The 19797-nt window shown below is 55.0% G+C and carries 18 protein-coding genes; 4 read left to right on the forward strand and 14 right to left on the reverse strand.

Translation table 11 applies throughout. The features are described 5' to 3' along the window. Window position 1: 1 nt before the first annotated feature. Entirely contained in the window at window positions 2-1759 is a 1758-nt protein-coding gene (locus tag KI379_RS18895; RefSeq protein WP_212984412.1) for an Rqc2 family fibronectin-binding protein, read from the forward strand. A 168-nt stretch (window positions 1760-1927) separates the two neighbouring features. On the opposite strand, the gene thrS is transcribed toward KI379_RS18895, so the two are convergent. The 9 genes from thrS to KI379_RS18940 form a co-directional block, all read right to left on the reverse strand. After that, window positions 1928-3844, reverse strand: coding sequence for a threonine--tRNA ligase (gene thrS, locus KI379_RS18900; protein ID WP_212984791.1), 1917 nt, complete (start codon window positions 3842-3844; stop codon window positions 1928-1930). Between the two features lie 436 nt (window positions 3845-4280). Then, complete coding sequence (locus KI379_RS18905) at window positions 4281-5141, reverse strand: PHP domain-containing protein (protein ID WP_212984413.1); 861 nt, start codon at window positions 5139-5141, stop codon at window positions 4281-4283. Between the two features lie 59 nt (window positions 5142-5200). After that, window positions 5201-6106, reverse strand: coding sequence for a selenium metabolism-associated LysR family transcriptional regulator (locus KI379_RS18910; RefSeq protein WP_212984414.1), 906 nt, complete (start codon window positions 6104-6106; stop codon window positions 5201-5203). 171 nt (window positions 6107-6277) lie between these two features. Next, window positions 6278-6715, reverse strand: a complete 438-nt coding sequence (locus KI379_RS18915) for a hypothetical protein (RefSeq protein ID WP_076169925.1) — start codon at window positions 6713-6715, stop codon at window positions 6278-6280. 316 nt (window positions 6716-7031) lie between these two features. After that, window positions 7032-7295 carry a YlbG family protein gene (locus tag KI379_RS18920; RefSeq protein WP_076169924.1) on the reverse strand — a complete coding sequence of 88 codons (264 nt, stop codon included), beginning with the start codon at window positions 7293-7295 and terminating at the stop codon, window positions 7032-7034. A 35-nt stretch (window positions 7296-7330) separates the two neighbouring features. After that, entirely contained in the window at window positions 7331-7768 is a 438-nt protein-coding gene (locus KI379_RS18925) for a YlbF family regulator (protein ID WP_076170160.1), read from the reverse strand. Between the two features lie 114 nt (window positions 7769-7882). Beyond that, complete coding sequence (locus KI379_RS18930) at window positions 7883-9796, reverse strand: helicase-associated domain-containing protein (protein ID WP_212984415.1); 1914 nt, start codon at window positions 9794-9796, stop codon at window positions 7883-7885. Then, on the reverse strand, window positions 9793-11556 hold the full coding sequence (locus tag KI379_RS18935) for a DNA repair helicase XPB (RefSeq protein ID WP_212984416.1): 1764 nt from the start codon (window positions 11554-11556) through the stop codon (window positions 9793-9795). Before KI379_RS18935 ends, KI379_RS18930 begins: the two co-directional genes overlap by 4 nt. 183 nt (window positions 11557-11739) lie before the next feature. Continuing rightward, on the reverse strand, window positions 11740-12915 hold the full coding sequence (locus KI379_RS18940) for a M20 family metallopeptidase (RefSeq protein WP_105444578.1): 1176 nt from the start codon (window positions 12913-12915) through the stop codon (window positions 11740-11742). A 206-nt stretch (window positions 12916-13121) separates the two neighbouring features. On the opposite strand from KI379_RS18940, the gene KI379_RS18945 reads away from it, so the two are divergent. Further along, window positions 13122-13469: a YugN family protein gene (locus tag KI379_RS18945; protein ID WP_076169921.1), complete on the forward strand. Its 348-nt coding sequence runs from the start codon at window positions 13122-13124 to the stop codon at window positions 13467-13469. 11 nt (window positions 13470-13480) lie between these two features. Then, complete coding sequence (gene ftsW, locus KI379_RS18950) at window positions 13481-14740, forward strand: putative lipid II flippase FtsW (protein ID WP_089548150.1); 1260 nt, start codon at window positions 13481-13483, stop codon at window positions 14738-14740. Between the two features lie 89 nt (window positions 14741-14829). Here ftsW and KI379_RS18955 read toward each other — a convergent pair whose 3' ends face one another. Further along, window positions 14830-15216, reverse strand: coding sequence for an Asp23/Gls24 family envelope stress response protein (locus KI379_RS18955; protein ID WP_076169919.1), 387 nt, complete (start codon window positions 15214-15216; stop codon window positions 14830-14832). Between the two features lie 152 nt (window positions 15217-15368). Between KI379_RS18955 and cax the strand changes: the two genes are divergently transcribed. Further along, window positions 15369-16442 (forward strand): calcium/proton exchanger, encoded by a 1074-nt coding sequence (cax, locus tag KI379_RS18960; RefSeq protein WP_212984417.1) that lies wholly within the window; start codon window positions 15369-15371, stop codon window positions 16440-16442. A gap of 215 nt (window positions 16443-16657) precedes the next feature. Here the strand turns inward: cax and KI379_RS18965 are convergent, their stop codons facing one another. The 4 genes from KI379_RS18965 to KI379_RS18980 form a co-directional block, all read right to left on the reverse strand. After that, window positions 16658-16948 carry a YlaN family protein gene (locus KI379_RS18965; protein ID WP_076169917.1) on the reverse strand — a complete coding sequence of 97 codons (291 nt, stop codon included), beginning with the start codon at window positions 16946-16948 and terminating at the stop codon, window positions 16658-16660. Between the two features lie 308 nt (window positions 16949-17256). Continuing rightward, window positions 17257-17502, reverse strand: coding sequence for an HPr family phosphocarrier protein (locus KI379_RS18970; RefSeq protein WP_076169916.1), 246 nt, complete (start codon window positions 17500-17502; stop codon window positions 17257-17259). Window positions 17503-17646: 144 nt separating this feature from the next. Further along, window positions 17647-18762: an aminopeptidase gene (locus KI379_RS18975; protein ID WP_212984418.1), complete on the reverse strand. Its 1116-nt coding sequence runs from the start codon at window positions 18760-18762 to the stop codon at window positions 17647-17649. A 207-nt stretch (window positions 18763-18969) separates the two neighbouring features. Continuing rightward, window positions 18970-19791 carry a hypothetical protein gene (locus KI379_RS18980; RefSeq protein WP_076169914.1) on the reverse strand — a complete coding sequence of 274 codons (822 nt, stop codon included), beginning with the start codon at window positions 19789-19791 and terminating at the stop codon, window positions 18970-18972. Between the last annotated feature and the right edge of the window lie 6 nt (window positions 19792-19797).

Below are 19797 nucleotides of genomic sequence, written 5' to 3' on the forward strand. Positions count from 1 at the left end.
TATGGCATTAGATGGAATCGTAACGCGGGCCCTTGTCCATGAGCTGCAAAGCATTCAGGGCGCCCGGATCAGTAAAATATACCAGCCCAACGATCACGACCTGCTCTTTCACCTCCGGACCCGGGAGGGCAACGCCAAGCTGCTGCTGTCGGCCAACCCGACGTATCCGCGGGTGCACTTCACCGAACGAAGCTTTCTGAATCCGCAGGAGGCGCCGATGTTCTGCATGCTGCTGCGCAAGCACTGCGAAGGAGGCATCATCGAAGACATCCGGCAGGTTGGAATGGAGCGGATCATTCATATTACGGTCAGACAGCGGGATGAGCTGGGGGACGTCTCTTCAAAGCAGCTCATCATCGAATTGATGGGCCGGCACAGCAACATTATTTTGTCAGACCCTTCGAGCGGGACGATTCTGGACGGCATCCACCATGTCACCCCGAGCATCAGCAGCTACCGGGTCGTCATGCCGGGCTTTTCCTATACGGAGCCTCCGCAGCAGCATAAGCTGAATCCGCTTGAGGTTACAGGAGAGCTATTTGCACAAAAATATACCGAGGAAGCGGATGCAGAACCGATCTCGTGGATCGTGGATACGTTCAGCGGCGTAAGCCCGCTGGTTGCGCAGGAGATCGTGCACCGCGCCGGCCTTCAGTCCTACTCGGAAGAAGGGCCCGAAGCTGGCGAAGCACGCCGAAGCGCCCTATGGAACGCCTTTACCGGGCTGATGGACAGCGTCAGACAGCAGGCGTACCAGCCGATGTCAGGGGCGAACACCAAGGGGAAAATGGTTTTTTCCGCCGTCGAGCTGACGATGATTCAGGAAGAGGTCAAACGCTATGAATCCATCAGCACATGCATGGAGGATTATTACGGTGAAAAAGCCGAGCGCGACACCGTCAAGCAAAAAACGAGCGATCTGCTGCGTTTCCTGCACAATGAGCGCGCCAAAAACATTAAAAAGCTGGACCACCTGCACGCCGATCTGGAGGAAGCCGCCGATGCGGACCAATACCGGATTTACGGCGAGCTGCTGTTTGCCTCCCTGCATACGATTGCAAAGGGGGACAAGGAGGCGGTGCTGACCAACTTCTACGACGAAGACCAGAAGGAAGTGGCCATTCCGCTGGACCCGCTGCTCAGTCCTTCTGATAACGCACAGCGGTATTTCAAGAAATATAATAAGTACAAAAACAGTCTGGCCGTCATCGACGAGCAGCTTGCTATTACGAAGGAAGAGATCCGCTACATGGACGACCTGCTCCAGCAGCTGGCCCATGCATCCATGAACGATATCGACGAAATCCGTGAGGAGCTCGTTCAGCAGGGATATCTCCGCGACCGCAGCAAAAAAACGCGCAAAAAGAAGAAAAACGACCGCCCTACGCTGCATGTGTTCACATCATCCGAGGGCATCGAAATTTACGTAGGCAAAAACAACCTGCAGAACGAATACGTAACTAACAAGCTGGCCAGCGGAAGTGATACGTGGCTGCACACCAAGGATATCCCCGGGTCCCACGTCGTCATCCGCAGCAGCCAGTTCGGGGACCAGACCCTGGAGGAAGCCGCCCAATTGGCCGCTTACTTCAGCCAGGCCAAGGAATCCAGCAGTGTACCGGTCGACTGCACCCTGATCCGCCATGTGCATAAGCCGAGCGGCGCCAAACCGGGCTTTGTCATTTATGATCACCAGCGGACGCTGATCGTCACGCCTGACGAGGAATTGATCAAGTCGCTTCCGAGCGTCATTAAATAATCATACAAAGCTTTAGATTTCTAAATATAGAAAGAAGACGGTTGAGCCGTGCTCAATGAACGTCCGTAAGCTTCAGCACCCATAATAGAAAAGGCTATATCCTCCGTTCCTGAGAGCGGGTGGGATACAGCCTTTTTTGATGTCTTCCTGATTTAATGTCTGTCCGGTTTATTTCTCCCGGATTTCCCGGTTTAGTCGCTCGATGATATCCGGCAGCTTCTGCATGCCAAGATCCCCTTCGCCCCGCTTGCGGACCGCCGCTGCACCCGCCTCCTGCTCGCTCTTGCCGACGACGAGCACGTACGGCACTTTTTCCAGCTCGGCTTCGCGGATTTTATAGCCCAGCTTCTCGTTTTTGGCGCTGACCTCAACCCGAATGCCCTCTTTCGCAAGCGACTGCTTAACCTGATAAGCATAATCCAGATCGTGCTCGGATACCGGGATGACCTTGGCCTGGACCGGTGCCAGCCACAGCGGAAAAGCTCCCGAGTAATGCTCCGTCAGAATGCCGATGAAACGGTCGATGGAGCCGTAGACGGCGCGGTGAATGATGACCGGGCGATGCTTCTGGTTGTATTCACCGACATAGCTGAGACCAAACTTCTCCGGCATTTGAAAATCGAGCTGGATCGTCCCGCACTGCCAGCTGCGCTTTAGGGCATCGAGAATATGAAAATCGATTTTCGGACCGTAGAAAGCTCCGTCCCCCTCGTTCAGGCGGTATTCGATCCCCCGCCGCTCCAGCACGCTGCGCAGCGACTGCTCGGCCTGCTCCCACAGCTCATCCGAGCCCATGGAATCCTCCGGCCGCGTCGACAGTTCGATCCGGTATGAGAAGCCGAATATGGCGTACATATGGTCGATCAGGTCGATGACGCCGGTGATTTCCTCCTCGATTTGGTCAGGTCTGACAAAGAGGTGAGCGTCATCCTGGCAAAACGTCCGCACACGCATCATGCCGCTCAGCGCGCCCGAATATTCGTGGCGGTGAACCTGTCCGAATTCGGCCAGCCGGATCGGCAGCTCGCGGTAGGAGCGGAGGCCGCTTTTGAAAATCAGCATATGCCCGGGGCAGTTCATCGGCTTCAGCGCATATTCCGTCTCGTCCACCTGGGTAAAATACATGTTGTCCTTGTAGTGATCCCAGTGCCCGGATTCCTCCCACATCCGCTTGTTCATCATAAGCGGGGTGCGGACCTCTTCATATCCTCTAGCGGCGTTCAGCTCACGCTCCAGCTTCTCCAGTTCATTGCGGATGGTCATGCCTTTAGGGAGGTAAAACGGCATGCCCGGCGCTTCCTCCGAAAACAGGAACAATCCCTGCTCCTTGCCCAGCTTGCGATGGTCGCGCTTCTTCGCTTCCTCGAGCATGTGAAGATGCTCGTCAAGCTGAGCCTTCTTGGGGAAGGCGGTGCCGTAAATCCGCTGCAGCATCTTGTTGTCCGAGCTTCCGCGCCAATAGGCTCCGGCTACGCTCAGCAGCTTGAACGCTTTGATTTTACCCGTGGAAGGAAGGTGCGGTCCTCGGCACAGGTCCACAAACTCTCCCTGCTCGTAAATCGAAATTTCGGCGTCCTCGGGCAGGTCCCGGATAAGCTCAAGCTTCAGCGGCTCCTGCAGCTGCGCGAACAGGTCCAGCGCTTCCTTACGGCTGACCGCCTTCCGCCGTATCGGCAGATCCTCTTCTGCAATCCGCTTCATTTCCCGTTCGATCCGGGATAAATCATCGCTCGTCAGCGGGCTTGGAAGATCCATGTCGTAATAAAATCCGTCCTCGATGACCGGCCCGATCCCCAGCTTGACGGAAGATGCTCCGAATAAACGCTTCACAGCCTGCGCCAATAAATGCGCTGTGCTGTGCCGGTACACCTCGATCCCTTCCGGACTGTCCACCGTCACGATTTCAATGCTGCTGTCCTGCTCCACCGGCGTACTGAGATCCACCAGGATCCCGTCAATTTTGCCTGCTGCGGCATTTTTCACGAGGCTGCTGCTGATCGATTCGGCGATGCTCTCCAGCCGGACGCCTTGCTCGAATGCTCTTACCGAGCCGTCCGGCAGCTTGATTTGTATTTCCTTGTTCATGTTTTTCCCTCCGTCAAATTCGGTCGATTTGGTGAACGCAAAAAAACGCAACTCATCCCAAGGGACGAGTGCGTTCAGCTCGTGGTTCCACCCTAATTCGACCTGCATCCGACGGTTCATCCGAACACGTACATATGCAAAGTCCTTATTAAGCATCCGATATCGGGGATTAACCGGTTCCTTCTACTGCCGCCGCTTGGACAGCGGGTTCAAAGGGACGGCTGCAAAGGGGTAATTTCTGAACCGGTGTCAGGAGAAGCTTGCACCACTCACTTCTCTCTCTGGGCAGTCCTGGATCGAAATCATGTCTTTGGTCATCGCCTTACTGTTTGTGCTTGTTGCTTGGTTCAACATTATAGTACGGCCTGCAAGCCTGGCGCAAGCCCAATTTTCCAATTTTGCAAAAAAAGGTTAAAACTTGCCCGGGTACCCATGACTATTTTGTTCCCCGCTGAAGCTGTTCCAATACGGTCACCGGGATCGTACGGCTGCCGATATCGCCATGGAAGACGACGCCCTGCCGTTCCCCGTGAAAATCGGAGCCCGCCGTGACGATCAGCCCATGCTCATCAGCCATCCTCAGGTACCGTTTCTCATCGGCCGGGCCGTGGTCGGAATGGTAGACTTCGATTCCGGCAGGTTTCGCTTCCCTAACAATCCGCTCCACCAGCGCGTCATCGCCGTAGATCCCCGGATGGGCCAGCACGGGCGTTCCGCCGGCTTCCCGGATCCAAACGCAGGCATCCGCAGGTGTGATCCGCGGAACGGATACGTAGGCAGGCGCATCCTCGCCCAAATAGCGGTTAAAGGCGTCCCGCATGTCGGAGGCATAGCCCTTCTTGACCAATACGTCGGCCATATGCGGCCGTCCGACGCTTTCATCCGGCTTCAGCTCGCGCCCCAGCCCGGAAATGACCTCCTCGAGCGTGATGGAAATTCCAAGCTGCTGCAGCTTGGCAATCATTTGATCGTTACGCCGTTCCCGGGTCTGTCTCAGCTCGGCGAGATGGTTCAAAAACGGCTCATGTGTTATGTCGATGTAATAGCCCAGGACGTGTATATCCTTGCCGCCGGCACGGGTGCTGATTTCGACGCCGGGAACGACGGTGATGCCGAGCCGCTGCCCGGCTTCCAGTGCTTCCGGAATGCCTCCCACGGTGTCATGGTCGGTAATCGCCACGGCTGCTAGCCCTTTCTCATGAGCTATCCGAACGTTCTCTGCGGGTGGCTGCATACCGTCGGAAGCCGTCGTATGCGTATGCAGGTCACCGTATTTCTGATCTGCGGACAAGTCCATTCCTCCTTCACTTATTCAGTGTTTTAAGCTGTAATATTCCTTTAACTGTCGGCTTGGCCCTATTCCCCCTGCTGCTCCTGTTGCTGTTTGAGAAAATTCAGAAAGGTCACGGCAGACAGCGGAAGCAGGGTGGATTTCAAATGAATGGCATAAAACTGCCGCTTAAATTCGGCGTCCCGGATCGGAATGATGGTCACCAGGTTCAGTGCGGTTTCATGCTTGACCGAGGCCGGCGACAGCATCGTAATGCCGAAACCGGCCTCGACGGCGGATTTCACCGCTCCCGTGCTGCCAAGCTCCATCGCGGTCTGCAGGCTTTGCGGATCGATCCCCTTGTGGATCAGCACACTTTCCATCACCTGGCGCGTGCCCGACCCTTTTTCCCGCAGCACAAACGGATAGGCAAGCACTTCCTCCAGATCGACCGATTCCCGTTCCGCCAAGGGATGGCCGATGGGGACGATCAGCTTCAGCTCGTCCTGCATGACGGGATCGATGACCATATCCGGATGGTGGATCGTCGCCTCGATCAGGCCGAAATTCAGCTGATGCTTCGTAATCTCTTCGATGATCTGTGTGGTGTTCATCACTTTCATCATAATGCTGATGTGCGGATACTGCTGTCCAAACGGACCGAGCAGCCGCGGCAGGAAGTATTCGCCGATCGTGAGGCTGGAGCCGAGCTGAAGCCGGTCCTGCAGCATATGGGTATGCGATGCCATCGCATTGTCCGTTTCCTTGACCAGGGCGATGCTCTTTGCCGCATACGGCAAAAGGGTGATCCCCGCTTCGGTCAGCTCGATCTTCTTGGTGGAGCGGATCAGCAGGCGCGTCCCGAAATATTCCTCCAGGGACTGAATCTGCATCGTAACGGCTGGCTGGGTCATGTGCAGCGCGCTCGCCGCCGCCGAGAAGCTCCCACGTTCCGCCACGGTATAAAAAATGTGGAGCTGGTGAAAATTCATGGCATGCTCTCCCCCTCGTCGTTCTTATATTGTATCCGATTCGGCCGTGAACCACCAACGCCGTTTAACATTTCAGCGGCAGATAAAGACTGCGAAACCCGGCACATGAATCAACAAAAATGAGCATGGCTTCCCGGAGGGGGAATCCATGCTCACGCTTACAAAACGCGGTTATTTCCGCTTGCGAGTATTTTTAATCAACGTCATTCTCCGCGAATGGCGCAGCCAGGAATAATAAGACTTCAGGTCCCTCAGCTCGATCGTCTCCGACATTTTGCCAAGGAACGTCACGATAATCATCTTGTGCAGCGGATTTCCGCTGATGTCGGTTTCCCCTTCGATCTCCGCAAACTCCGCGACGACGACAAGATCCTCGTCAATCAGGTAAACGTCCTTCTCATTCCGGTAGTAGGGAGCGATCCGGCCCTGCTTCAGGCACTCCCACATCCATGCGGCTATATCATCTATACTATGGATATCACTATGAATCCGGTCGTTGTACCTTGTCTTCGCATGATGGGTAATGACGATATCGGCCACCCGCTTATCCCCTAAGGTCACAAAAAAAGGTTCATAGGTGCTCCATCTTTCCATTCCTTTGTCGCGCATGGACTATCACTCTCCACTACATAGGACTTTGTATCTATGTATTTATGCCTATTATATTACATCATTACCACGTTCTTCACAAGCTCCAAACTACGTATCCCGGCATATTTTCATATACATAAAAGAGGACCGGCACATCGAGGCAGTCTATATCCGTGCAAATTGGATATTTTCCTTGCTGGATGCACAGGCTTTGCCGGCGCTGAAGCCGGAAGCCATGATCTAAAAAAAGAAGCAGCCGAATTCGGCTGCTTCCTGACCATACGATTACTTTCCAGGTGGGATTGAAACTGATGACAGGCAGATGAACCTCCTACTATAAGCCATAAAATCTGGTCTTATCCGTTACGTCGCTCGAATATTCCGTTTTGATCTCGTTGCGGTAGGAGCGTTCAATTTTACGCACATAGGAAAGGCGCCGGATATTTTTGGCTACTTCCTCAGCCCGGTCCGCATTCACGTACATGACGACATAGTGCATCCGGCGAGATATATAGTGAACGGTCCCGTACTTCTCCAAATTCCGCGCTGCCTTGATATCGCTAACCCAAATGATATACCCCGTCCGTTCTGCAAACATGATTTCCCACCTCACTTATACTGGCTCTCTATATTTTACCCGCCGCAGGAGCATTTGCCCCCGCCGCCGCATCCTTTCAGATGCGAATCGTTGCCCGGCACCTTGATCGTATCCGATACGGAATAAGCGATCATTTCGGACATTTGGTGCAGCATGTCATCCAAGTTCTGCTCGGCCAGCTTGAAGCGTCTCACTTCCTCGAACTGCTCCAGCTGCTGCTCTACTGCCTTGACCTCATCCTTGGCACTGTGGTAATTCGGATGGAAATGGCCGAAACGCTGGGTCTCTTCGAAAAGCTCCTTCTTCTTCGCCAGAAGCCGGACCAGCTCCTGTACGGCCGGATTGCTGCCAACCTGCTGCTTCCAATATAAATAATCGGACACCTCAACCGACTGATTGATCATATCGCCTAATTCATAGGCGTTCATCAGCACGGCTGCCATGTCGACCGTGTTGATCTCCGATACGCTCATGAACTTCATCCCAATTCTATAAGAATGTTCTCCTCCGTCAGGAGTAGACTCTTTTATCATATCATAACCTTTGGCCCATAAGAAGAGGTTTGAACGCACTTCCTGCTGATACCCTCAGGTGAAAGAAGGCACAATCAGCCGGATTTGCTCCCAATCCCCCGGCGAGAGCAGAGTCCCGTCCTCATACCCGTCCCGTTCCGGATCAAAAAGAGTTCCTTCCACCGCCCATGGGTGGCTCCGAATCGCCCGGGGGATGAATTCCAAACGGCTGCCTCCGCGGGATATGAGCACCTTGGTTTGCCATTCCAAGGCCTGTTCCATAATGTGCTGGGCCGTCGTTCCGTGATAATTCCGGAAATCCTGGGTCCACATTTTCGGAACCTGCCCGTAACCCGGGAACAGGGACTCCGGCTTCGGAATGTCGGAATCCGGCTCGAAATACTGGATATTCCGGCCGCTGTACACCAGACCGCCGGCGGCGGAAAGCCCGGTTTGGCGGAACTTTTCTTCATCGATCCGCTGCCCTGCCAGGTCCGGTGTGGAGTCATGGATCAGCGGATATGCGGAAACGGTCCGGCCGGGTTCAGCGATCGCCTTTAAAGGAGAGAGTCCCGACGAATCCAGAATTTTCCGCACTTCCGGCACCGCGCCAGGGTTCACGAGAAAATGCTTCGGACCGATCCGCTGCAAATGCCCCTTCAGCTTCGGATGCGCTTCGATCCGATCGCCGTCTTCTTCAACCGAACACGACAGCAGCATGGCTTCCTCAAAGCGGGTCCGGCCGATTTCCCGGCCCCACTGCTCCAAAGCCAGCCTTACGTTCTCCGGAACGCCACCGCTCGAGAAGTTGTCCAGCAGTTGCGTCATTTCGGCCGCGCTCATGCCGTTCTCCACCGCCCAGGCCGTGCTGCTGCGGGTCAAACGGTATATGGACATCCGTTCACTCTGTACCCGCTCCGAGCAGGCAAGCAGCTTCCATCGGATCCGGTACGGCACATCCGGTGGAACGATGACGTCAAAATCCGGCTGTACATAGAAGCGCCCCTCTCCCGCCATCTCTCGATCTTCGCCGCCCGAAGCCAGAACGAAGGCCGGATCCATGGCCCACCGGAAACAGCCGCGTCCGCTGCCGTCCTCACCGGTATCGCCCCAGCCAAACCCCGCCATCGCCGTCATCCATGCCCGGGCTCCCGCTTCCGAAACGGACCGGGTGAGCAGAACCTCCCGCTCCATCCAATCCAGCATATTCGTCATATCGTACCAGACGCCGGGTTGGAAAGAAGGATGGCAAAGAAGGTAACGGAAATGCTGCAGCGCCGGGCTGCTCATGCCATATCGGTCCAACACCGCCGGGAGCAGCACCCGGTTCATCTCCTGTTCAGACAGCCCCAGCCACTCGCCGAGCTGCTCTTCTTCCAGCAGAATCCCCTGGCTTTCTTTCACCGCAAGGCCGAGGCACAGCATCATATCGAGCAGCACCGCAGCCACGAGCGGATAGGTTTCAGCATGCGCGTATTGGAGCTGCAGCGCTTCAAGGTCGGAATCTTTCAGGTGCACGGCTTCCAGCAGCTTCTGGATATTTTTCTTATGTACCGTTCCTTTCGCCGTTAAGGGAAGCCCGTGCTCGGCCGCAGCCGCAAGCGCATGCAGCAGATCCAAAGCCAGGCCCGGCTTGGCTTCGCTGATCCGATGCACATTACCATCCGGGACAGCTTCTGCTTTGGGGGTGAAAAACTGCCGATACAATAGACCCAGGCTTTCCAGGGGAATGTAGTAGAGCTTTTCTCCCCAAGCCTTTTTCACCGCCTGGATCAGGCCGGCTCGTCTCAAGCGGATAAAGGACAGCTCGAGCTCCGCACCGCTCCGGCCGCTGCTCTTCACCGTGATCCGGGCGTCGTCGCTGAACGGCTGCCCGGCAAAACGGACGATCAGCCGTTTAAGCAGCTCGGCGTCCTCCGGAGCCAGCGTACGCAGGATGGACCGGATCGCGGATTCCTGCGGCCGGTCTTCGTTCATTTCAGTGCTCATGGTCGGAATGATGCCTCCTTTAGGTCTGGAATGGGACGGTCCTTCGCAGGACGGGAAGAAGCCCGCTCATGACTGGACCCCGAACGAAACAGCCCGGGATCCGAATCATATCGGACGGAATACTCGTACCCCTGTTCGACAAGGAACAGCTGACGGCGGATGGCAAAGTCCTCTTCTTTGCTTTCTTGGGATACCAGTGCGTAAAAATATGCCCGGTTGTTTCCGGTTTTCGGACGCAAAATCCGCCCCAGGCGCTGGGCTTCCTCCTGCCTGGAGCCGAAGCTGCCCGATATTTCAATCGCCACGGAAGCGTCCGGCAGGTCGACGGCGAAATTGGCTACCTTGGAAACGGCCAGCACTCTGATCTCTCCCCGTTTAAAAGACTCGTAGAGCCTTCCGCGTTCCTTGTGCGCCATTCGCCCCGAAATCAGCGGAATGCCCAGCGATTCGGACAGCTGCTTCAGCTGATCGATATACTGGCCGATAATAAGGATGCTCTCGTCAGGGTGCTTAGCGAGCAGCCTGCGGACGACCTCGAGCTTGCCGGGATTTTCGGCGGCGATGCGGAACTTCTCCTTGCCCTCTGCATACGCGTATGCTTCACGCAGCTCCGGCTCCATCGCCACCCGGACTTCCGTGCATTCGACCTTCGCAATCCAGCCCATGGACTCCAGCTCCTTCCATGGCATCTCGTAGCGTTTCGGCCCGATCAGCGAAAATACATCCTGCTCGCAGCCGTCCTCCCGTACGAGCGTAGCGGTCAGTCCCAGCCGGCGGGTCGCCTGGATATCGGCCGTCGCCCGGAACACCGGAGCCGGCAGCAGATGCACCTCATCGTAAATGATGAGCCCCCAGTTCCGTTCGTTAAACAGACGCATATGCTCAAACTCGTCCTCTTTGGAGCGGCGGTGCGTCAAAATTTGATAGGTGGCCACGGTGACCGGGCGCACCTCCTTTTTCTGCCCTGTATACTCCCCGATCTGGGAAGGATCGAGCGTCGTCTTGTCGGTTAGCTCCGCGATCCACTGTCCGACGGAGGTCGCGTTCGACGTCAGGATCAGGCACTCGCACTGCTGCTTCTGCAGCACGCCAAGGCCGATGACCGTTTTCCCGGCTCCGCAAGGGAGCACCAGCACCCCGCTGCCTCCGCTCCCAGCCACCCCCTCAAAAGCGTCGGCCGCCGCCTGCTGGTAGTCCCTCAGCGCAAATGAGCCGCCCTGCGCTTTCCAGCCCAACTGCAGCGGCTGTCCCTCATGATATCCGGCCAAGTCCAGGACCGGATATCCGAGCCGCGTCAGCTCCTGCTTGATCCGTCCGCGGCGGATCGCATCAAGCTCGGCCTGCTCCGGCGCGGCGCGCCGCAGCCCGCTGGCCTGCACAGCGGGGATCGCCAGCACTTCATCCAGCAGCTGCGGATCGGATGCCGTCAGCCGGAGCTTCCCGGCTTCCGCCTTCCCCGCCTCGATCCGGAGCTTCCCGTATCTGCCCACCAGGCTGCGGATGTCCTGGATTAACGCGGATGGAACCTCCCATCTGGAAATCGAAGCCAGGGCGTCGACGATTTCCTCCGCGGTCCATCCCAGTGAAGCGGCATTCCAAAGCGATAACGGAGTGATCCGGTACGTATGAAACGCAGAAGGACTCTTGACCAGCTCTGCAAAATGGGCCAGCTTCCCGCGGGCTTCCTCAAACCCCGGATGTCCGCATTCCAGCAGGACGGTCCGGTCCCGCTGCACGATGCACGCTTTTGTATCGCTCATCAAATCCCCTTCTTTCAATCCGAATGGTTCTTTCAGCCTCAAACATATGAAAAAGTTCATCTCCTAGAGCGGAAATGAACTTTTCCTCTTCCATTTCAAGTTTTCCCATCGTCCGCCAAAACATTCGTGCCTTCAGGAACCCTTTCTCTGCAAGACCGGGGAGACTCGGCGGCCCGAGCCTGCCTATTCCCATCCCTGATAGGATTGGGTCATCGTCACCAGCAGCTTGGCGGCGCTCAGCATGGCCGATTCGTCAAAGTCAAACCTTGGATGATGGTGCGGGTAGACGGCCTGAAGCTCTTCGTTGCCTGCGCCCACAAACATAAAGCACCCGGGGATTTCCTGCAAATAATATGCGAAGTCCTCCGCAGGCATAATCTTCTCGCAGCGCTCCACCTTCGACTCCCCGAACACCTTCGGCGCTTCGCGGAAAAACCTTTCCGTCTCCGCTTCATCATTCACAAGCGGCGGGTAACCCATCAAATATTGAATTTTCGACTCCGCTCCATAAGTCTGCGCCGTAAGTCGGGTTATTTCTTCGATCCGTTCGCGGATAAATTGGCGCGTCTCCTCATCAAATGTCCGTACGGTCCCGGTAATCCGGCACGATTCGGCGATGACGTTCTGTGCGCTTCCGCCCTGGATCGTTCCGATCGTAACGACCGCCGGCCGAAGCGGGTTGACCGAACGGCTGACGATGCTCTGCAGCTGCATGACCAGCGCCGATCCGGCCACCACGCTGTCCACCGTCACGTGCGGCATGCCACCGTGGCCGCCTTTACCGATGATATCGATAAAGAACTCATCCGCTGCCGCCATCATCGGCCCCGGCGTGCTGGCCGCGGTTCCTGCCGGGAACGGCGTCCATAAGTGCACGCCGTACACCGCGTCGGCCCCATCCAGAACGCCGGCCTCGATCATCCCCTTGGCTCCGCCCGGACATACCTCCTCCGCCGGCTGAAATACGAACCGGATCTCTCCGGGAAGATCTTCCTTCCGGGCGCTGAAGTATGTCGCCACCGCCAGCAGGATCGACGTATGCCCGTCGTGACCGCAAGCATGCATGACGCCCGGAACCTCGGACGAATAATCGCACGACTTTTCATCCTGGATCGGAAGCGCGTCCATGTCCGCCCGCAGCACAACCGTTTTCCCCGGCTTGCTTCCTTTTAATACGCCGACTACCCCGTATCCGCCGCCAAACCGCGTCCGGACGTCGATCCCCAGCTCTCGCAGCCTGTCCGCCACGAACGCCGACGTCTTCTCCTCGTGGTAAGACAGCTCCGGATGCCGGTGCAGATACCGCCTCCACTCCACCATTTGCGGCTGCAGCTTGCTGAGCAATGCTTCTTCTTTCATATGTATCCGTCCTCTCGCCATAGAATGGATGTTAAGTTGCCGATATGTCATCCCACATCGCGGTTGTGAACCCTTTTTTCTATTGTAGCAGAAACGCTTAAGATGGGGTATCGCCCCAATACTGCCAAGGCTTGCACAAGTGTTTAAAACATAATATCATGAGTAAAGAACTTTACAGGCAACCAATAGAGGAGGATTTAGTAACCATGATTTTTGAAAATACGGGACTGGACGGCATCAAAGCCGACCTGGCGTTTATGGACGAAGTAGCCGAGAAAGTAGGCTTTGTCCGCTGGCAGTGGGAATACTACCGCGCTACATATGACTATAAGATCGAAGATAAAAACACCAATTCGGAGTATTTCGTACGGATCAACACCCGTGCGGTGGAGGGCAAGCTGGAACACCCAAGCGCTGTGCTGCAAATTGAAGCCGTGTACATGGGCAAAGCAACCTTCCCTCACGGGCTGGAATACGAATCTCCGATTCCGTCGTCCATCATGGGGATTGCAACCAAGAAGCTTCAGCAGTTTAAAGCCGCTCTGGAAGCCTAAGCAGGTCTCTTATGAGAGAAGAAAAACCCCAACAAACCAAGAGAGGGACGCCGGATTTCCAACTGCTCATCCTCACCTTGCTGTTGGTTGGTTTTGGGCTGGTCATGGTATTCAGCGCCAGTTCGAGCTTGGCCATCGCCAGTGAGAAGTTTCACTACGACTCACTGTACTTTACTAAGAGGCAGTTCGTATGGGCAGTTCTGGGCACTGTCGCCATGTTCGTCGCGATGAACATTCCTTATTCCAGGTACAAGAAGCTGTTTGCCCCGCTGTTTATTGTGACAGTCATTATGCTAGTGCTGGTACTTTTCATAGGGAAAAGCCTAAACGGTGCCCGAAGCTGGTTCGGTGTCGGATCTCTTGGCATCCAGCCGACAGAAATCGCGAAGATCGCGATCATCCTGTACCTTTCCGCTTTGATCAGCAAAAAAGGGGAGCGCTTCCGAGACCTGCGGACAGGCTATATCCCGGTCATGGTTATTGTCGGCTTCGTCGCCGGGCTCATCATGATGCAGCCGGACCTCGGTTCCTGCCTCATTCTGGTGGCCACGAGCGCCCTGATCATCTATGCCGGCGGCGCGAGCCTCAAGCATATGATAGGGTCAGCCCTGCTGCTGATCCTCGGTGCGAGTCTCGTGCTTGGAGCTAACGCCCTGATCAAGTCGGTGTCCCATAGCGGGGAGCAGGCAGTGCAATCGAGCAACTATAAGCTCGGCCGGATTAACGCCTTCTTGGACCCGACTAAGGATCCTCAGGGGGAGGGCTACAATCTGCTGCAGTCGCTGACCGCTATCGGTGAAGGACAGTTGACCGGAGCCGGATTCGGCAAAAGCGTCCAGAAGCTTCATTATTTGCCCAACCCCTATAACGACTTTATCTTCTCCGTCATCGGCGAAGAGTTCGGGTTTATCGGAACGTCGATCTTCCTGATCGTCTATATTTACTTCATCTGGCGCGGAATCATCATCGCGCTGAGGTGCCCCGATCCGTTCGGAACGCTTGTCGGCATCGGGATTATGGGCTTGATTGCCATCCAGGCGTTCATCAACATCGGAGGCGTCACCCAAACGATCCCGCTGACCGGGGTAACCCTGCCGTTCATCAGTTACGGCGGAACTTCCCTGCTGATCATGATGGCGAGCATGGGGATCATGCTCAGCATCTCGCGGATCAGTACGCTGCCGTCGAAGCAGGAACAGGTGAAGTCGGTGACCGTCAAGAAACCGTCGGTCGCCGTCTCCTCCCGCAATCAGACGCGCCGCTTTAACTGAACCTTCAGGGGATACCCTGAAGCGACTCATACCAAAAAGACTAGAGGACGCCTAAGTCCCCTAGTCTTTTTTTCGTCTTATTCGTGTGCTTATTTGGTGCGCGTAGGTACCTCTTCAATCATGTCATCTTTAAAAGCGACGCCTTCCACTTTCACGTTCACTTCGACCACACGCAGACCGGTCATGCTTTCGACAGCTTCACGCACGTTTTGCTGAAGCATGCGGGATACTTCGTGAATCGGGGTTTCGTACAGCACGATGATTCGCAGGTCAATGGCCGCTTCCAGCTGGCCTACCTCCACCGTGACACCCTTCTGCACGTTTTTTCCGCTCAGGCGCTTGGCCCATCCTTCCGACAAACCACCCGACATAGCTGCGATCCCTGGTGTTTCGAGTGCGGCCAGTCCGGCGATTTTCGCTACGACATCATCTGCAATCCGTATGGTTCCATTCTCTAGTTGGAGTTGTTCCGACATGCTCCATCCTCCTTTACATCCATTATCCGTTATTGTAAATCCTAACAGGCCCAAAAAGCAAATCCCAAGCCTTGCCGATTTGTTTACAACCTTATGCAATTTGGGTATATTGAATAAGAATCGAACTTACATAAGGCAAGAGGTGTCAAAAATTGAAAAAATGGATCAGCCCCACCCTGCTCATCGCCTTCTTTATCCTTAGTGCTGTGGGACATTTCGCAGGCTGGGACGCAACGCTGCAGTTTATTCTGTCCGCGATTTCTGTCATCTTTGTGGCCGGATTTTTGGGCAAAGCGACGGAGAACGTATCGCATTATGCCGGACAGCGGCTCGGTGGATTTCTGAACGCCACCTTCGGTAACGCAGCGGAGCTGATTATCGCCATCTTCCTCGTGAAGGAAGGCTTGTTCGACATGGTCAAAGCCAGTCTGACCGGCTCGGTAATCGGCAACTTGCTGCTGGTACTGGGACTCAGCATTTTTGCCGGAGGACTGAAGTTTAAAATTCAGAGCTTCAACGTATCATTGGCGGGTATGAACGGCTCGCTGATGCTCGTCGCCGTGATCGCTCTGATCGTGCCTGCGGTCTTCCTGCGCAGCCATTCCATTACCGGAAGCGATACCCAGCTGCTGAGCCTTATCGTAGCTTGTATCTTAATCGTGGCTTACCTTGCCTGGCTGGTCTTCTCGATGATTACGCACAAGAAGTACTTGGCGGATGTCACGGACGAAGAGGATGAAGAGCTGCCTCATGAACGCGAGCCGGAATGGTCCAAGGGCAAATCGATCCTGTATCTCCTTCTGGCGACCGTTATGGTCGCTTTCGTGAGTGAATGGCTGGTAGATACACTGGAGACCTTTACGACGCGATTTGGGCTTAGCGAGCTGTTCGTAGGTGCGTTCCTCGTGGCCATCATCGGCAATGCGGCAGAGCACAGTGCGGCCGTCATGCTGGCTATGAAGAACAAGATCGGCGCAGCGGTCGAAATCGCCGTAGGCAGCAGCCTGCAGATCGCTTTGTTCGTCGCCCCCGTGCTGGTGCTGGTCAGCTACTTTTTCGGGCCTACCACGATGGACCTGGTGTTTACGACCATAGAGCTGCTTGCGATTGGCGTGTCGGTATTTATTGCCAAGTCTATTATCCAGGACGGCAAAACGAACTGGTATGAAGGTCTGCTGCTGCTGGTCGTATACGTTATTTTGGGCGTATCGTTTTTCTTGGTGTAGCAAGGCAGCTTAAGCTCTTAACCCTGCATAGCAGGGAACCGCAAAAAAGGCATGCACTCCGCTGGAGCGCATGCCTTTTTATACGTATAAATTTATAAATCTCGGGACCTCCAATGTGAAGGCCAAGCTGCAACTACTCATCATCGTGTGATACAGAAACACAGGTGGTCTGTACTCTGCATCTTATGTAAGCCTGCTTGTGACAGGCTGATGATTTAGGCTTCCCTGTTGTTCAGGGCTTCATAGAGGTTGGCCAGATTCTTCTCCAGCTCACTGACCAGCTGTTTGCCTGTAAGTTCGGGCACAAGACCGGCACGTACGGCAAAATCAACCTCACGTGAAAATCCGTACATCTGGGTGTCCAGCACTTCCTCATAGAGAGGGCAATAGCGTGTGGCCAGATTCTCCATTTGTACTTCAATAAGCTTCTCTATTTTCTCTGCATCATCTTTCAGCAGATTAATCGCCTTAATATTCAACTGCTCCTGCAGCTCAGATGAAGTCATGCATCTTCCCCCCTATGTCCAAAATCCTACAATTACACCCTTGTATTCTATTCTTAATATTAGACGAAATTGAACACCAATACAAGAACCTGGCCCAGAAAAACGTCCCCGGGAAGCCGAAGGAACAGGAAACTCTGGCCCATCGTCCGCAAAGACCCCGGGTTTCAATGCCAAGCGCGGCGCAAAGGGACTCTGAGGGGAAGGCTGGCGGCGGTGCAAGGTTCTAGAATAACCCCGGTACATATCAAGGTTATGACTTTAAAAAAAGCGCCCTTACTGTTGCCAGCAGGTGCGCTCTTCTTCATCGCTTACTCAGAGACCACGTTGACGTTCAGGCCGTGTTTGGCAAACACTTCCTTCATCGCCGTTTTAGCCTCGTCCGCATCCGGTCCATGAACATGAAGCTCATAGCTTTGGCTGCTTACGAGTGTCGTAAACAGACCGAGGATACTTTTGACATCGATGTACTTGTTTTCCGCTTGAAGTACGATCGAAGAGGTAAATTGGCTTGCCGTTTGGGCGATTTCTACAACAGCTGCGTTGTTACTGGACATAGGATCCCTCCGTAGCTTTTGATATCAAGTATACTATGATTTTACCACTTTTATGATACATTGAATCCGCTTTCTCGCGCAAGGAATTTCTGAAAAGCGCTGAACCGTGGGCCTCACGGGCCGGGTTCCCTTCTTCAGCTATTCCTATTTCAAGTTTTCAGGGTTCAGCCCCTGCAGTTCCGGAATGACGAAGATGCCGTCTTTGCGGATCAGCACGTCGTCGAAGTAGATCTCCCCGCCGCCGTAGTCTTCACGCTGAATCAGCACGATATCCCAGTGGATGGAGGAGCGGTTGCCGTTATCCGTTACTTCATAGGCTTGACCCGGGGTGAAGTGGATGCTGCCGGCAATTTTTTCGTCGAACAGAATGTCCTTCATCGGGTGCAAAATGTACGGATTAAACCCGATCGCGAATTCGCCGATATAACGTGCCCCTTCATCCGAGTCCAAAATGTTGTTCAGGCGCTCGGTTTCGTTGCTGGTCGCTTCCACGATCTTTCCGTCCTTGAAGGTAAACTTGATATTTTCGAACGAAATGCCGTTGTATACCGTGCTGGTGTTGTAGCTGATCGTGCCGTTGACCGAATCACGTACCGGTGCGCTGTATACCTCGCCGTCCGGAATGTTCTTCTCGCCTGCGCATTTTTCGGCGCCGATTCCCTTGATGGAAAAGCTGAGATCGGTGCCCGGGCCGACGATACGGACCTTGTCCGTCTTTCTCATCAGCTCGGCAAGCGGATCCTGCGCTTTGTCCATCTTGGCGTAATCGAGGTTGCATACGTCAAAATAGAAGTCCTCAAAGGCTTCCGTGCTCATATTGGCCAACTGCGCCATGCTTGGGTTCGGATAACGCAGCACCACCCATTTGGTGTGGTTGACGCGCTGCCCGCTATGTACCGGATGATTATAGAGCGAATTGAACAGTTTTACCTTTTCGTCAGGAACGTCGGCCAGATCGTTGACGTTCTCTCCGGCACGGATGCCGATATAGCAGTCCATCTGCTTCATCCGGTTCAGGTCGATGTCCGCCCATGTCTTGAGCATCTCTTCGCTCGCGTTCATCAGCATCGTACGCTGCACCGATTTGTCGGTAATTTGTACGAACGGACGTCCTCCCCGTTTGCCAACTTCATCAATGACGGCCTTCAGCAGGTCGCGCTCCGAGCCGATCATCTCGACAAGGACGTTCTCCCCCGGCTGTACGTTCACGGAATAACCGACGAGGTTTTCCGCCAGTTTTTGAATTCTAGGATCACGCATTACTTATTTCCTCCCCTTGACATAACCTGTAAGCTATTTATTTGAACAAAGGTTAATTCATTCAGACTTATTGTAGCACGCATGGCAAGTCCCGTCAGCATGAGCCCTCCGGATGCAGGCGGAAAGCCCCAAGTCTGCCGGTCGGATGATGACCAAATGAGCAGCCGCCCGATCGTCCGGTATGGAACTTGTCGTCACCGGGCGAGCCTAAGGCTGGAATGATACATCATTGACCATCGTCTCCCGCGTCTGCGCACCGTCCAGATTGATATAGTCGATCGCGCTCTCGGAGGTCAGACGGACCGGAAATCCGGACTTGCGGTTAATCGTCAAATGATAGACCGTGCTGACCTGGGCGTCGTTCAGCATCTGCCGCAGCTGCTTGTCCCCCTGATTCCAGAGCGTCTGCAGCTTTTGCTTTTGCCCCGACTGTGCATGGGTGTATCCCGGCTGCTTGCGGAGACCCTCCATTTCCGATTCAAGCTGCTTCGCCAAAAAGTCCTTTGCGCTGGAGCCTTCCAGTTCGATCCGCAGAACTTTGGTGCCGCGGCCCGCGCTGGACTCCACCTTGATGCTTTTGGGAAGCCCATGAATGCCGTCGAGCTGCTGCAGAGGGTTTAACCGGGTTAATGAAGGAGAGTTATCCTCAGGGTTCGCTTCGCTCGACAGCCTCACCCATCCCCCGTCCTGCCTGCGGAAATTCGTCACCTTCACGGTCTTCCCGGTGATTCCCCGTGCCTGGAGTCCCGTGGTCTGAACCGCCTCCCCAGTAGGGATCACGCTCTCCATGGTCAGCTGGTCGTGCCCCGTGAGCCTGCCGGTGTAAGCAAAGTTCTGCACCTGCCCCTGATCCTGGGCACGAACCGAAGCCAGTCCGCTAAATGAAAACGAATCGATGCCGGCAAGTCCGGTAATCGTCTGGGAAAACCACTCCTCCGGCGATTTCGAGTCCTGAAACATGCCGCAGCCTGTCAAACCGCCGCAAAGGCCGAGCAGCAGCAAGGCGGGAAGTACCATTTTTTTCATCATGGGAAA

The organism is Paenibacillus cineris, assembly GCF_018333335.1.
GTDB lineage: Bacteria > Bacillota > Bacilli > Paenibacillales > Paenibacillaceae > Paenibacillus_AQ > Paenibacillus_AQ favisporus.

What these genes read in the sequence shown, in the direction of transcription:
- KI379_RS18895 (WP_212984412.1), top strand. Translation starts at nt 2, where the DNA reads ATGGCATTAGATGGAATCGTAACGCGGGCCCTTGTCCATGAGCTGCAA.
- thrS (WP_212984791.1), bottom strand. Translation starts at nt 3,844, where the DNA reads ATGAACAAGGAAATACAAATCAAGCTGCCGGACGGCTCGGTAAGAGCA.
- KI379_RS18905 (WP_212984413.1), bottom strand. Translation starts at nt 5,141, where the DNA reads ATGGACTTGTCCGCAGATCAGAAATACGGTGACCTGCATACGCATACG.
- KI379_RS18910 (WP_212984414.1), bottom strand. Translation starts at nt 6,106, where the DNA reads ATGAATTTTCACCAGCTCCACATTTTTTATACCGTGGCGGAACGTGGG.
- KI379_RS18915 (WP_076169925.1), bottom strand. Translation starts at nt 6,715, where the DNA reads ATGCGCGACAAAGGAATGGAAAGATGGAGCACCTATGAACCTTTTTTT.
- KI379_RS18920 (WP_076169924.1), bottom strand. Translation starts at nt 7,295, where the DNA reads ATGTTTGCAGAACGGACGGGGTATATCATTTGGGTTAGCGATATCAAG.
- KI379_RS18925 (WP_076170160.1), bottom strand. Translation starts at nt 7,768, where the DNA reads ATGAGCGTATCGGAGATCAACACGGTCGACATGGCAGCCGTGCTGATG.
- KI379_RS18930 (WP_212984415.1), bottom strand. Translation starts at nt 9,796, where the DNA reads ATGAGCACTGAAATGAACGAAGACCGGCCGCAGGAATCCGCGATCCGG.
- KI379_RS18935 (WP_212984416.1), bottom strand. Translation starts at nt 11,556, where the DNA reads ATGAGCGATACAAAAGCGTGCATCGTGCAGCGGGACCGGACCGTCCTG.
- KI379_RS18940 (WP_105444578.1), bottom strand. Translation starts at nt 12,915, where the DNA reads ATGAAAGAAGAAGCATTGCTCAGCAAGCTGCAGCCGCAAATGGTGGAG.
- KI379_RS18945 (WP_076169921.1), top strand. Translation starts at nt 13,122, where the DNA reads ATGATTTTTGAAAATACGGGACTGGACGGCATCAAAGCCGACCTGGCG.
- ftsW (WP_089548150.1), top strand. Translation starts at nt 13,481, where the DNA reads ATGAGAGAAGAAAAACCCCAACAAACCAAGAGAGGGACGCCGGATTTC.
- KI379_RS18955 (WP_076169919.1), bottom strand. Translation starts at nt 15,216, where the DNA reads ATGTCGGAACAACTCCAACTAGAGAATGGAACCATACGGATTGCAGAT.
- KI379_RS18965 (WP_076169917.1), bottom strand. Translation starts at nt 16,948, where the DNA reads ATGACTTCATCTGAGCTGCAGGAGCAGTTGAATATTAAGGCGATTAAT.
- KI379_RS18970 (WP_076169916.1), bottom strand. Translation starts at nt 17,502, where the DNA reads ATGTCCAGTAACAACGCAGCTGTTGTAGAAATCGCCCAAACGGCAAGC.
- KI379_RS18975 (WP_212984418.1), bottom strand. Translation starts at nt 18,762, where the DNA reads ATGCGTGATCCTAGAATTCAAAAACTGGCGGAAAACCTCGTCGGTTAT.
- KI379_RS18980 (WP_076169914.1), bottom strand. Translation starts at nt 19,791, where the DNA reads ATGATGAAAAAAATGGTACTTCCCGCCTTGCTGCTGCTCGGCCTTTGC.